At 36.6% G+C, this 15,150-nt stretch carries 7 protein-coding genes; 5 read left to right on the top strand and 2 right to left on the bottom strand.

All coding sequences use genetic code 11. From position 1 onward, the window contains the following. Positions 1-2: 2 nt before the first annotated feature. Positions 3-3,782, top strand: coding sequence for an Ig-like domain-containing protein (locus IGM04_RS09005; RefSeq protein ID WP_086318071.1), 3,780 nt, complete (start codon positions 3-5; stop codon positions 3,780-3,782). Between the two features lie 161 nt (positions 3,783-3,943). Next, positions 3,944-4,948, top strand: coding sequence for a tryptophan--tRNA ligase (gene trpS, locus IGM04_RS09000; RefSeq protein WP_002356846.1), 1,005 nt, complete (start codon positions 3,944-3,946; stop codon positions 4,946-4,948). A gap of 53 nt (positions 4,949-5,001) precedes the next feature. On the opposite strand, the gene IGM04_RS08995 is transcribed toward trpS, so the two are convergent. Continuing rightward, positions 5,002-6,780 (bottom strand): ABC transporter ATP-binding protein, encoded by a 1,779-nt coding sequence (locus IGM04_RS08995; protein WP_002374418.1) that lies wholly within the window; start codon positions 6,778-6,780, stop codon positions 5,002-5,004. A 52-nt stretch (positions 6,781-6,832) separates the two neighbouring features. Continuing rightward, complete coding sequence (locus tag IGM04_RS08990) at positions 6,833-8,560, bottom strand: ABC transporter ATP-binding protein (protein ID WP_002362898.1); 1,728 nt, start codon at positions 8,558-8,560, stop codon at positions 6,833-6,835. Between the two features lie 66 nt (positions 8,561-8,626). Here IGM04_RS08990 and IGM04_RS08985 point away from each other — a divergent pair, with 66 nt between their 5' ends. The 3 genes from IGM04_RS08985 to IGM04_RS08975 all read left to right on the top strand — a co-directional run bounded on the left by IGM04_RS08985 (position 8,627) and on the right by IGM04_RS08975 (position 15,142). After that, positions 8,627-9,442, top strand: a complete 816-nt coding sequence (locus tag IGM04_RS08985; protein ID WP_025187256.1) for a MerR family transcriptional regulator — start codon at positions 8,627-8,629, stop codon at positions 9,440-9,442. A gap of 473 nt (positions 9,443-9,915) precedes the next feature. Beyond that, the gene (locus IGM04_RS08980) at positions 9,916-13,647 is read left to right on the top strand and encodes an isopeptide-forming domain-containing fimbrial protein (RefSeq protein WP_438756865.1); all 3,732 of its coding nucleotides are present in this window, start codon (positions 9,916-9,918) and stop codon (positions 13,645-13,647) included. A 538-nt stretch (positions 13,648-14,185) separates the two neighbouring features. After that, the gene (locus IGM04_RS08975) at positions 14,186-15,142 is read left to right on the top strand and encodes an ABC transporter permease (RefSeq protein WP_002356852.1); all 957 of its coding nucleotides are present in this window, start codon (positions 14,186-14,188) and stop codon (positions 15,140-15,142) included. Positions 15,143-15,150 lie beyond the last annotated feature (8 nt).

Below are 15,150 nucleotides of genomic sequence, written 5' to 3'. Positions count from 1 at the left end.
AAATGAGAAAAAAAGCGTATTTTAAAAGTGTAACCATTTTCCTTTCTATTTTGTTTGTTTTTTCCCAGCTTCAATTATTTAGTCTTCCTGCTTATGGGGAAACAGTGAGTGATCAACCGTTACTTTTTCGTTCAGTAGGTGTCGCTCAAAATGGAACGACCTACTATGTGGATGGGGAAGGAGGAAATAATGCCAATGATGGGCAGTCTCCAGCCAGTGCTTGGCGTGATTTTGAAAAAGTGAATCAGACGGAGTTTCAGCCAGGCGACCATCTTTTGCTGAATGCGCAAAGTACCTGGAATAACCAATTGTTGCATCCAAAAGGGAATGGGACAGCGGCACAAAAGATTGTCATTGATTTTTATGATACGAATGACAAAGGAGAAACCATTTTTGAAACCACACGGCGTCCGATTATTAACGGTGGTGGCACCTACAGCACAGGGACTTTCAAACGTGCAATCTCAGGGGCCGTACAGTTAGTGAACCAAGAATATTGGGATATTTCAAACTTAGAAGTGACAAATACACCAGAGCTAGATAATCTCGAAGGCTATAAGAAACCAGGAGATGCTCAAAGAGCGGGGATATTAGTCCTAGGATATGAACAAAATCGAACGTTCAATAGTGTCACGATACGGAATAACTATGTTCATGACGTTCAAACAGAATATTATTTGAATCTAAGTGGGAATACTGCAACCAAACGATTAAAAGCGGTAGGTGGAATTATTGTTTTAGGAAGTTGGTTTGATGAGAATGGCAATGTAGTAACAGCAGCCAATGATCATCGAACAACGACTGGATTTAATAATATTTTGATTGAAAATAATGTGATTCAACGAGTGGGACTTGAAGGAATTCGAACAAAAGCTGATTCAGATACCTCAAGAGGCAACACTTTCTACAAAACGTTTTCTAATATTACGATTCGTAATAACTATTTAGAAGATATTGCTGGCGACGGGATTGTCTTGTCAGAAGCCAAAAGTGGCGGTGTCGTCGAAGGAAATGTTGCTGTCCGAATGTGCAATGCCGATTATGGTACACAAAATTACGCGGGCGTTTGGGCAATGTCTGTAGATGACGGACTGTTCCAATATAACGAAGTATACGGAATCAAATATGGATTTAACGATGCCGAAGCTTATGATGTGGACATGCAGTCAAAAAATGTTATTTATCAATATAACTATTCACATCATAATACTGGCGGCTTTTTATTGCTTATGTCTGATCAAAAAAATTCGGTTATTCGTTACAATATCTCAGCTAATGACGGCGGTGGTAACCGAGGAACAGGTAAAGACAATCCAGGCGGAGCTGGTGGCTACAATTATAAAGAACAAAGCATTTTCCATTATTGGGTGAAAAATGATGGAGCGGCAATGCCAACTATCCACAATAATACGATTTATGTTGGCGACGGTATTTCAACGTCATTATTTGGTGAAGGAAATAGTTCTGACAACAGTGGTACAGTAGCCAATTTTTACAATAATATTTTATACAAAGAAGGTACCGGACAATTAAAATTCTTATCTAATTATCCAACAAATGGGACACAACCAATTGAACGTAAAATGGTCGATAATCCAGAAAAATATTTCAAAAATAATGTTATTTGGCCAAAAGAAATTGCTACAGAAAAAAGTGGTGCAACTGTTGAAAAATTAGTATCAAGTGGAAACATTTTTGAAAAACCACAATTAGAAATCACAGATAACCCTGAAAAAGTGAAAGAGTTGGCAGAGCAAGAATTTACGACATTGAAACCAACAAAAGATAATGTGGTTGAATTTACTTCCAAAGAACGCTTACGTCAGCGAGCACAAATGTTCCAATTAAAAGAAACCTCTCCAGCGATTGGTAAAGGCTTGTCGGAAGTGAACAGTGCGGCCGAAGACTTCTTTGGAAATAGCTTGAAAAATAAAGTTTTAGATATTGGTGCGCAACAAGCATCCACAATTGAAAAAAGTATTCGTTATCAAAATCAAGTGTTAGAAATTAGTTCGGCAACAGGTGTGTATCCTAATTTGCCAGAGCAAGTTGAATTAACGTACGAAGAAGTCGTTAATGAAGAAGTGGTTGCGACAGGCAAAAAAGAATTTAAGTTACAATGGGAAGCAATCCCTCAAGAAAAAATTAATACAGCAGGCACAGTTGAAGTTGCAGCAACAGTTATCGGCTTACCGATAGATGCTGTCAAAGTAACAGCCAAGGTCTCTTTTGAGGGTGAACTTGGTGAAGGAAAAGACACCGTTAAACTAAAAACAGCTCAAACTGCCTATGTTCAAAAGAGTGATGGTAACCGAGCATACTCTGCTATAGCAGGCGGTACTGCTGCCATTAGTTCAGGAGACGCCTATAAATATCCTTATGGAGTAAACTATACGGGCAATTACGCATTAAAATTAAAAAATGCTAGTTCTGCGGGGTATAATCGCCGGATTTACGTTGAAATTGATACACAAGAATTGAAGAACTATCAATCACTAAAAAGTGCCAATTTAGAACTAAATGTGATGCGTTATGATGCGTGGAATGGTGCTGGAAATACAAATGATGAACGTTTGAAAAATACGCAGTTCCAAGTAGATGTTTATGGAACAGATACTAATTGGATGAGTAACACCATTACTTGGAACAATGGTCCAAATAATTTAAATGTACCAAATGAAGAATTTATTGCTCGACAATCTTTTACAAATAGCTCAATTATGAATAATCAAAATACAATCTCTATTGATATTAGTAACTATCTACGGAAGCTAATTCAAAGTGGTGAGAAAATTCCAGCCAAGTTAAGTTTCTTATTAGCGATTACAGACAGTCGTTTGCCTGGTTATGATTCTGATAATGCTGGGTTTGATGCTTTTTCAAAAGAAGGCGCACAAAAGGCCTATCAAGACTTTTTAGCAGGTAAATTGACCTTGCCAACTGGTCAACAGCTAACAGAGTATAGTTTAGCTCCTAAAATTGTTTTATCGAATGTTTTCGAAGTTAAACATGAGTCGATTGAGGTTGCGACAGAAGCGGGTCAAGCCCCTAATCTACCAGAAAAAACAACTATTTTTTATTCGGATGGTTCACAACGAGAAGTGACTGTCAATTGGTCAGAAGTTCCAGCATCTTCTTATCAAAAAGAAGGAACATTCACTGTTGTAGGACGAGCAGCAGGTGTCTCAATGCCAATTATTGCCAATGTAAAAGTCACCGCTAAACATATTGTTGGATTCAAGGAATTGCCTACGCTGGATCGACTAACAGGCACTTCGCGAGGCGAACTGAATTTGCCAACTGAAGTAATTGCAAAATTAGATGATGGTAGCGAAACGAAATTGAAGGTTATTTCTTGGGATGACGATGTTAGTAATTATTCGCCAAGTAGCCCGCCAGGTACTTACCAGTTCCCTGCTGCAGTAGAAGAAAAAATAGGAATTGCGAATCCTGATGAACGAAAAATCTTCCAAGTCGTGCAAACTCATGCGATTCCTGAAAGAATTCAATTTGCTACAGAAACAGCCACTATAAAATCAGGCGAAAATTATCAAATTCAATCTAAAGTGATTGGTCAAGCGCCGCACACAGAAACGGATGCTTGGAGCTCGCAAGTAACGTATGAGTTGGTTACACCAGATGCTGGCAATACAGTAAGTGTAGATGAAAACGGTCTGATTAGGACAGAAGCAACGACTGCTGCAGGAAATTATCAAATCAAAGTAACAAGCAAAGTTTTACTGGTAGTGACTGCACAATTTTCAATTAAAGTCACAAAATAAACGAACTGTTTGAAGAGATTGGAACAAGAATTGCTGTACCTTGCAATCTTTCTAGTCTCTTCGATTATCTAGAATCAATAAATATTCTATTGCCTACTATTCATTCTTTTTAAAACAAGGTAAAATAATAAATGAAAGTAAACGATAAAGGTGTGTAGACAATGAATACTATCTTAACAGGTGATCGTCCAACTGGTAAATTGCACCTAGGACATTACGTAGGTTCCTTAAAAAAACGAGTAGAAATGCAAGCAGACCCTACAAATCAATTATTTGTCATGATTGCAGATTTACAAGCATTGACAGATAATGCAAAAAATCCCGAAAAAGTTTCAGCCAATGTTTTAGAAGTTGCTTTGGACTATTTAGCAGTTGGTTTAGACCCTACGAAAACAACAATTTTTATCCAATCGCAAATTCCACAGTTAGCTGAATTAACAATGTACTATCTAAATTTAGTGACCACGTCACGTGTTCGTCGGAATCCAACGGTCAAAGCAGAAATTGAGCAAAAAAAATTTGGGGAAGGTGTTCCGACAGGATTCTTTATTTATCCCGTTTCACAAGCTGCTGATATTACTGCCTTTCAAGCGAACTTAGTCCCAGTTGGGGAAGACCAAAAACCAATGTTGGAACAAGCGCAAGAAATTGTGCATAGTTTTAATCAGACGTACGGTGAAGTTTTAGTTAGACCGGAAGCTGTGTTACCACCAAAAGGCATGGGACGCTTGCCAGGAATTGATGGCAACGGAAAAATGAGTAAGTCTTTAGGCAATGGTATTTATCTTTCAGATCCAGCTGAAGTGGTACAGAAAAAAGTAATGAGTATGTATACCGATCCAAATCATATTCGTATAGAGGACCCAGGACAAGTTGAAGGAAATATGGTCTTTACTTACTTGGATGTCTTTGGGAAAGAGAAAGAATATATTGAAGAATTAAAAGAGCACTATCGTCATGGCGGTTTAGGAGATGTGAAAATTAAACGTTACTTAATTGATGTCCTAGAAGAAGAACTCGCACCGATTCGTCGACGTCGTGAAGAGCTGGCTAAAAATCCAGAAGCGATTATGGAAATGTTGCATAAAGGAAGTCTTGCTGCTGAAAAAGTGGCAGCACAAACCTTAACAGAAGTCAAAAAAGCGATGGGAATTCAATATTTCTAAGCAATAAAAGAACTGGAACAAGTCAAAAGAAGAATGACTTGTTCCAGTTCTTTTTAAGTGGTTTGAAATTGACTATTATATAAGCTGGCGTAAAGAGTCGGAGCTTGTAATAGTTCCTGATGCGTTCCTTTTTCAATAATATCGCCATTTTTCATCACTAAAATTAAATCAGCATTTTCAATTGTGGATAATCGATGAGCGATAACGAAGCTTGTTCGATTTTCTGTGACAGTTTCCATCGCTTTTTGAATATGGGCTTCTGTTCGTGTGTCCACACTCGAAGTTGCTTCATCGAGAATAACAACGGGCGGATTTGCTAAAATGATTCGGGCGATGGTTAATAACTGTTGTTGCCCTTGTGATAATGCACCATTTTCGCTAGAAATAATTGTGTCATATCCTTGAGGAAGGGTCCGAATAAAATGATCACATTGAGCAATTTTAGCTGCTTCAATTATTTCTTCACGAGAAGCATCTTTTTTTCCATAGGCAATATTATCTGCTACGGTTCCTTCAAATAGCCAAGTGTTTTGTAAAACCATGCCAAATAAATTTCTTAGATTTTGTCGAGAAAGTTTCGTAATATCAATTCCATCAAAAGTAATGGCACCTTGATTTATTTCATAGAAACGCATTAATAAGTTGACTAATGTTGTTTTACCAGCGCCGGTGGGTCCTACAATGGCCACTGTTTTTTTCGGTTGAACAGAAAAATCAACATTCTTCATTAAAATTTTTTCTGGTGTGTAGCCAAATTGAACATTTTTAAATTCAATGGCTCCTTTAGGAGAAGAAATAGTTTCTAAATGAGTTGCTTCTGGCTGTTCATCAGCTTCATCTAAGATAACAAAAATCCGATCAATGGAAGCCATCGCTGCTTGAATTGAGTTAATGACATAAGAAGCGGTAGAAATCGGCTCAGAAATTTGGTTGATATATTGCAAATACGCTTGCAAGAAACCAATCGTAATACCACCAGATAAAACGAGCATTGCGCCTAAGATAGCACTGATAATAAAAGCCAACTGATTAATAAAACGAATAGCTGGATAAATCGCAAAATTTAGAAACTGTGCTTTTTTAAAGGCACGATAATGTTGTTGATTAACAGCATCAATTGTTTTTTCAGCATTTTGCTGTTGATTAAAGGTTTTTGTGACCAAATTTCCTGCTAAATATTCTTCCATCTTATTATTTAATTGACCTAATTCAGCTTGACTTTGATCAGCAAACACCTTGTTTTTATTCGCAATTTTTGTCGTCATGAAAGTACTGCCGCCAATTAGCAGCAACACTAAAATGGTTAATTTTGCATCAATATAGAACAACATGATTCCTGCAAAAAGGATAGTCACGACGGAAGTGAAAAATTGGTTGATGCCTGTTAAAAGAACTTGTGACAATTGGTTTAAGCCAGTTGTTGAACGACTAATGATATCGCCCACTTGGTGATTGTCAAAGAAGGCCATTGGTAAAGTTTTAAACTTTTTTGTCACTTCTTTTCTAATTCTTAAAGTAACCCGTTCGCTTAAAGAAGCCATTGCTCGTTCCTGAATAAAAGAAGTGATACTACTAATGATTGAAAAGAGAATTAAAAGTAAGACGGGACCTAAGAGCGCTTCTTCAACTAAAGGAAGTGTCATACCTTTGAGCCCGACACGCTTGATAGCTTCTAAGAGGTTATCAATCCCGATTGCCATAATATAGGTCATGGCAACAATTAATAAGTTTCCAATTAAACTGCAGATCATTAGACCATAAAAGATTGGATGCTCAGGTTTAATCATTTTCCAGAAACGTTTAAAGCTTTGAAGATTCATTGTTTTTTTCATTGTATGGCTTGAAAAGAAAACTTTCTTTCAAGCAGTCACATCCTTTCTTTAATTACTTGGGTAAGATACCTTGCGATTTAGCAAAGTCTTGGTAATAGCTATTAGTGGTAAGTAAATCAGCGTGGGTGCCTTGACCAACAATCCTTCCTTCATCTAGGACGATAATGTTGTCAGCGTTCATGATTGTACTTAACCGTTGAGCAACAATGAGTAAAGTTTTGTCCGACATTTGTGCATGTAAAGCGGCACGTAGAGCGGCGTCAGTTTTGTAATCTAATGCGGAAAAGCTATCATCGAAAATATAAACGTCTGCCGGTTTGATTAAGGCTCGTGCAATACACATTCTTTGTTTTTGACCACCAGAATAGTTGGACCCGCCTTGTGCTACGAAACTTTCAATCCCTTGTGGTAAGGAATCGATAAATTCAGAAGATTGTGAAATTTCTAGTGCCGTTCTTATTTCTTCTGTAGTTGCTTTGGCATTTCCCATTAATAAGTTTGATAAGATTGTCCCACTGAAAAGAAAGGCTTTTTGTGGCACATAACTGATGACTTGGCGAATCGTTTGCTGAGATAATGAGCGGATATCTGTGCCAGAATAGCTAATCGTGCCGGCTGTGACATCATTTATTCGTAAAAGTAACTTAACTAAAGTACTTTTACCAGCGCCAGTTGCACCAACAATCGCCGTTGTTTTTCCTTTAGGAATAACAAAACTAACATTTTCTAAAACAGGATCAGCTGTTTCTGTGTATTGAAACGTGACGTGATCGAAGCAAATCAAGGCTTTCTCAGGATGATAAGCAATGGTTGCTTCAGTGTGAGGATCGCTAATTTCAATTTCTTCTGACAAAACTTCTTGCAAGCGATTCAAGGAAGCAACGGACCGTGGAATGACAACTAATACCATAGCCGCGATCATTAAGTAGGCCAAAGTTAGAAGGGTATATTCAATCACAGCTGTAACGGTGCCAATTTGTAGGGTGCCTACTGCAACTAAATTACCGCCAAACCACAAAATAGAGGCGTACACAACGCCCATTAATAAAAAGGCAACGGGAGTAATCCAAGCAAAGATTTGATTCACTTTACTCATGCGTTCAGCATAATTTTTAAATGTTTGATTGGTTCGCTGCTCTTCAAAGTCTTGATTATTGAACGCACGAATCATATTAATTCCAGTAAAGAACTCTCGTAAAGTCGTAGTAATTCGATCCATTTTTGGTTGAATTTTTAAAGATAAAGGGGTACCTTTTTTCATTAAAAAATAAACAACGACTAAGTAAAATACGATGGAAGCCAATGTTACCCAAGCGAGTGAAACTGAATAAGAAAATGTCATCACTAAGGCAAATAAACTAATAATAGGCGCTGGAAAGATTAATTGGCAAAATAGCACAATCATTGTTTGAACATTATCTACATCGTTGGTCATTCTAGTTAGCAAAGAATTTGAACCAAACTTATCAACATTTTTCATCGAGAATTGTTGAAATTTTTTAAAGAACAATCCTCTAACTTGAAAACCAAATTTAGCAGCTACTAAAGCAGACAAATAGCTAGAAATAATTGCGGCAATTGTTCCAATGAATGCCACAAGAAACATTTGTATGCCAATCGTTTTAATTACTTGTTGGTCACCGCTAACGATGCCCACATCAATCAACTTGCCAACTAATTTAGGGACGCCAAGGGTTCCTGCGATTTGCAAACAGATGGTTAAAGTTGTCGCAAGAACAATCCATTTATTTTCTTTAATAAACTCTTTCATTAATTTCATGAAATTTCCTCCTTAAACAATACCGTTTTAGCTGTTACAAAGAGTCATTGTACACGTTCAAGTAACTTGAATGTCAACAGTAGAAATGCTAAACTTTTTGATGGAGGGAACAGGATGGAAAAAAATTACACAATAAAAGATGTTTCTGAGTTGTTAAATATCCCTAAGTCCACGATTCGTTATTGGGACGAGCAAGGGTTGATTAGTACAACACGCAATGAAGAAAACGGATATCGAACCTTTGATTTAGAAGATTTGTTCAAAATATATGATATTGATTTTTATCGAAAAATGGGGATTCCTATCAAAGATATGTTGAATTTATATAAAAAGACACCTACCGATCTCTATGCCACCATGGAAGCAACAGAAGAACAACTGGGGCAAGAAATAAAAAGGCTTCAACATAAATACAAAGAAATCAAGAAAAGAAAATTACATTTACATGCGTTAATTGATTTAGAAACATTGGTTTTTTCAGATGAACCAATTCCTTTTGATAAAATTGTTGTTGTTGATATTGAGGATCCAGAAGAGATGAAAGTTTACATGGAACACATTTCAACTTTAGGTATTTACGGGGATTTAAGTGAATCCAATGAACTGACGTATGGGATTTGTTTGGCAAATCATGTGAATAAAAAAAGTTTAGATAAAGTGATTTGGCTCAAAGAATCAAGTAGCCAATACAAAGGCTTTATTTTAAAAGTCAATACACAAGATACCCGTTTGAATAATATCGAAGAAGTAAAAAAGCGTTTAGCAAAACAAGGATTTGAAACAGGCATCGTTGTCGGAGAGCATATCTTGACACAACTAGAAGAGGAAAATCAATATATTGAATATTATTATGGTTGGATTGAAATTTTAGGGGAAAAGTAAAATAATTAAAAAAAGGAACTAGCAATAGCAAATGTAGCTAAGCTAGTTTCTTTTTTTGGTAAATGTAATGAAAATTACATGAAAAAAGTTTTAGTTTTTAAAACAATTTAGAACGAATGTTATTAAAGGGAAAACAATAAAAAAATTACTCTTAAAGCTAGAACTTACCTATATTTGTATTTTTTTAGGGAAAGTCAATATATTTGCTTCATATAAAACGTGTTATTTAATTCACGATTTTTTGTTGAAATATCGGGTTTTTTTCTTTTTTTAGCTAATATAATGTGTTACTTTTTGATTATAAGGAGAAACGGAAAATCGTACGTTAAAAAAAGTTGTTGTAGCTAAATAAAGAAAGAATTGAAGGTTGAAAAGTATTTTATGGAGGTGGATGTTGAGAAACAATTAGTAATTGTAAAAGTTGTTTGAAGATGATTTGTTTAAGTAAATGAAAAGAACGAAGGAGAATGTAAATGAATAAAGCAGTTAAAAATTTTGTGAGTTACCTTATGATTACCATGCTGTTTATTTTAAATTTGTTACCAATGATGAACGCATTTGCTCAAGAAGTAACAAGTGATGCTGAGAAGACTGTTGAAAAAGACGGGCTCAAAGTAATAGGGAAAATAGAAGATACATCGTCTCAAGAAGATATTAAAACGGTCACTTACGAAGTAACAAATACGCGAGATGTACCAATCAAAGATCTCATTTTAAAACAAAAAAATAACAATGATAGTCCAATCAAATTTGTATTAGATACTTTAAGCGAAGAGCGAGGACCTACGTCTTTAGAAGAACAAGCAAAGGTTGAAACAAATGAGAAAGATCAAACAACCGATATTAAACTGCTTAACCTTCAACCAAATTCGACAAGAAAGATTACCATAAATGGGCAAATAACTACAAAATCGTCGAGCAAGTTATTGGTCAGCGTACTAATAGAAGATAATGAAAAAGGAACACTAGTAATTGATTTACCTAGTAAAGATATACTAGCAGATAAAGAGTCGGTTTCGAAGGAAAAACAGGAAACTTCAGAAACAAAAGTAGAAAATCAGGCAAACGAAACAGTCTCTTCTACAAATGAAATGACCGCAACTACTAGTAACGAAACAAAGCCTGAAGCAGGAAAGGCGACAGAAAGTATTCAAGAGACAGCACTAACGCAGGCTACCGAAAGTCCTGAGCAACCTCCATTAAAGGCGCAACCTACTGGTCCGTTAGTGCCACCAACACCTGGTCGGGGGTTTAATACGCCGATTTATCAAAGCGTTCATAAAGGAGAACTTTTTTCAACGGGAAATACCAACTTAAAAATTGCGAATGAAAATACGGCGGCTGCGCAAACATTTTTAAACACACGAGGAGCAAGTAGTGGTTATGCAATTAACAATTTTCCTTTAGAATTTGCAGATGTTGACAATGATCCAAATACGTATAACTCTAGTCGGGCTTATATTGATTTAAATGGTGCAAAAGAGATTGCTTGGGCGGGCTTATTTTGGAGTGCATCTAGATATAAAGGCCCTGCTTACGGAACAAATCTTTCTGATGAAGAAATTAGTGCACCAGTTCAATTTACAACACCAAATGGAACCGTACAGCGTGTTTCGCCCCAAAGGTACCATCGTATCGATCAAGATGCAACAAACCCAGGACAACGTTTCGGGTACAATAACACTGGATTTTCTAATTATGCAGATGTAACTTCAATTTTACAAGGGGATAAAAGTGCGACAGGGAGTTATACGTTGGCAGATATTCCTATGACAAGTAGTTTAAATGGTCAATATCAATATTATAACTTTAGTGGTTGGAGTTTGTTTGTTGTTACAAAGGATCAGGCAAGTAAGTCAAGAGCTTTTAGTATTTACTATGGAGCACGTGGTAATGCTGCTGGAACCAATAATGAATTTACTATGAGCAACTTTTTAACAGCAAAACAAGGAAATCTTGATCCAATTGTGACCTGGTTTACTGTTCAAGGAGATAAATACTGGACTGGAGACAACGCACAAATTAAAAATAGTGCAGGAACTTGGGTAAATATTTCGAACACGCTCAATCCAGTTAACAATGCTATGAACGCAACTGTGACAGATAACGATGAACATATGGTAGACAAGTATCCAGGGAAATTTGCGCCGGATCATCCTAATTTTTTAGATATTGATATCGATCGTATGGCAATTCCCGAAGGTGTTTTAAATGCTGGACAAAACCAAATTAATTTTAGAACAACAAGTAGTGGTGACGATTATTCTACGAATGCGATTGGTTTTGCTGTAAACGCAGAAACACCTGAATTTGAAATTAAGAAAGAAATTGTGGAACCAAAAGAAACTTACAAAGTTGGTGAAACAATCACGTATCGTGTCTCACTAAAAAATACAAAAGCTGATTCAGAAGCGATAAATTCAGTCTCGAAGGATGCACTAGATGGTCGCTTAAATTATTTGCCAGGCTCTTTAAAAATTATTAGTGGACCAAATTCTGGTGAAAAAACGGATGCTTCAGGCGATGATCAAGCTGAATATGATGAAACCAATAAACAAATTATAGTCCGTGTCGGCAATGGCGCAACTGCTACACAAGGAGGTAGCTACAAAGCTGATACAGCTGAAACAATTTACGAATTTAAAGCGCAGATAAATGAACGAGCAAAAGCAAATGAATTAGTGCCTAATAGCGCAACCGTTGAGGCAGTAGATATTTTAACATCTGCAAAAGTCAACGAAACTTCTAATGTAGTAGAAGCAAAAATTGCGGACGAACAAGTAACTGGCAAATTAACCGCAACAAAAACCGTTAATAACGCTAAACCAAAACTAGGCGAAACTATCGAGTACACAATTAGCTTCCGCAATACCATCGAAAACGGCGTCCTAAACAAAGTGGTTATCACAGACCAACTACCAAAAGGACTGACGTATGTCAAAGATAGCCTAACAAGTGTCGGTGATGAACCAAAACCAACCAGCTTGAAAGAAGCCAACGGCACAATCACAGCGGAATACCCAAGTATCACCGATATGAAAGAACGGAGTATTCGTTTCAAAGTGATCGTTAACGAAGAAGCGAAAGCGGGCGAAACAATTCTCAACAAAGCCAAAGTAGATGACACAGTTAATCCGCCCGAAGAACCAGAGGTGCCGGTGGTACCAGAAGCGAAAGAAGGCAAATTAACAGCAACAAAAACTGTTAATAACGCTAAACCAAAACTAGGCGAAACTATCGAATACACCATCAGCTTCCGCAACACCATCGAAAACAGCGTCCTAAACAAAGTAGTTATCACAGACCAACTACCAAAAGGGCTGACGTATGTCAAAGATAGCCTAACAAGTGTCGGTGATGAACCAAAACCAATCAGCTTGAAAGAAGCCAACGGCACAATCACAGCGGAATACCCAAGTATCACTGATACAAAAGAGCGGAGTATTCGTTTCAAAGTGATCGTTAACGAAGAAGCTAAGGCAGGCGAAACAATTCTCAACAAAGCCAAAGTAGATGACACAGTTAATCCACCCGAAGAACCAGAGGTGCCCATTACGCCCGAAGAACCAATCACACCTCAAGTAAAAGAAGGCAAATTAACCGCAACAAAAACTGTTAATAACGCTAAACCAAAACTAGGGGAAGCGATCGAATACACAATCAGTTTCCGCAACACCATCGAAAATGGTGTCCTAAACAAAGTAGTTATCACAGACCAACTACCAAAAGGACTGACGTATGTCAAAGATAGCCTAACAAGTGTCGGTGATGAACCCCAGCCAACCAGCTTGAAAGAAACTAACGGCACAATCACAGCGGAATACCCAAGTATCACCGATATGAAAGAACGGAGTATTCGTTTTAAAGTGATCGTTAATGAAGAAGCCAAGGCAGGCGAAATCATTCTCAACAAAGCCAAAGTAGGTGATGGCATCAATCCACCAGAAGAACCAGAAGTGCCCATTACGCCTGAAGAACCAGCGAAAAATAAAAAGGAAACAAAAAAAGTTGTTACAGACCAGAACAAACCTACAAAAAATAGTAAAAATGAAATTGCCATAAACAAGAAAGAAACGTCTAAATCATCCTATTTACCAAAAACAGGAGAAAAAGTCCAAAAAATATTTGCGTATCTGGGTGTAGGACTGATCTTAATTGTATTAATTCTCTATGTTATAAAGAGAAACAAAGAAAAAGAGGAGTAAACAAAATCGATTGTTTTAGAACGACTAATTAGCTGAAAATTTAAGAGTTGACGACATAAGTCAAAATGACCTATGTCGTCAACTCTTTTTGATTTATAACAAGAAATCCAACATATTGTGTGTGCATAAAGGCAAATAGAAAAATAGTAGTGAAATAGCTAGTAATAATAAAGAACCAGCTTGCATTAAAACTGCAAAAAAATAAACTACAATTAAACGAATTGCTCTAGTGTTTTTTACGGATAAAATTCAAAAATAGTCCTCCTCAAAAATAATTAGAGGATATCCTTTGTGAAACTATCAAGTTCTCAGATTTTATAAAACAAATACACGCTAGCAAAATCGCTTTATGAGTGAGGTTTAGCCAATTGTTTTTAAGGTTCTTAAACAGTTGTAAAAAAAATATCAGATAAACGTTTTCACAAAGAACAGTCATTTCGGTAAATTTTTACCTTAAAATGACACAAAATCTATAATTTGTTTCTCAAATCCTATAATTTGTTCCTTAAAAAGATATTATGAAAACGCTATTATATTTATGAAAGGAGCGAAACGAATGAAGAAGAAAAACGGGTTTTTTCAAAATGTATGGCGTTATAAGGCCTTAATCCTTATGGCGTTACCAGGATTTATCTGGTTTATATTTTTCTTCTATATACCAGTCTTAGCCAATGTGGTCGCATTTAAAGATTTTCATATTTCACCAGATGGTTTCTTAGCTAGTCTAAGAGAAAGTCCTTGGGTTGGTTTTGAAAACTTTAAATTTTTATTTGCGTCAAAAGATGCTTGGTTAATTACTAGAAACACCATTTTGTACAATGTCGTCTTTTTAGCCTTTAACTTATTCTTCGCGATTGCTTTTGCTATTATTATGAGTGAATTAAGAAATCGTCGCTTGGTTAAAGTTTATCACACGATGTCATTGCTACCATATTTCTTATCTTGGATGGTTATTAACTATTTTGTTTATGCCTTTTTAAGTCCAGATAAAGGGATTTTGAATCAATGGATTACTGGTAATGGCGGCACAATGATTAACTGGTATGCAGATCCACGTTGGTGGCCAGTAATTTTTGTCTTCCTAAATGTTTGGAAGAGCCTAGGCTACAACAGTATTATCTACTATGCTTCTGTGATGGGGATTGATCCGACATACTATGAAGCAGCGATGGTAGATGGTGCCAACAAATGGCAACAAATAAAAAATGTTACGATTCCACAAATTTTACCAATGATGTCTGTTTTATTAATTTTAAACATCGGCGGTATCTTCAGAGCAGACTTTGGTTTGTTCTACATCGTACCAAGAAACTCAGGTGCGCTTTACAATGTGACAAGTGTGTTAGATACCTATATTTACAATGGCTTAACGGCTACTGGTGATGTAGGCATGACGGCAGCTGCAGCGTTATATCAATCTGTCGTTGGGGCATGTTTGTTATTAATTGCGAATTTAGTTGTTCGTCGAATTGAACCAGATTCAGCACTATTTTAGGAGGAAGG

This window comes from Enterococcus sp. DIV2385 (assembly GCF_051711925.1).
Lineage (GTDB): Bacteria > Bacillota > Bacilli > Lactobacillales > Enterococcaceae > Enterococcus > Enterococcus faecalis.
Note: the sequence above shows the minus strand (reverse complement) of the source record. Positions and strands in the feature narration are given on the sequence as shown.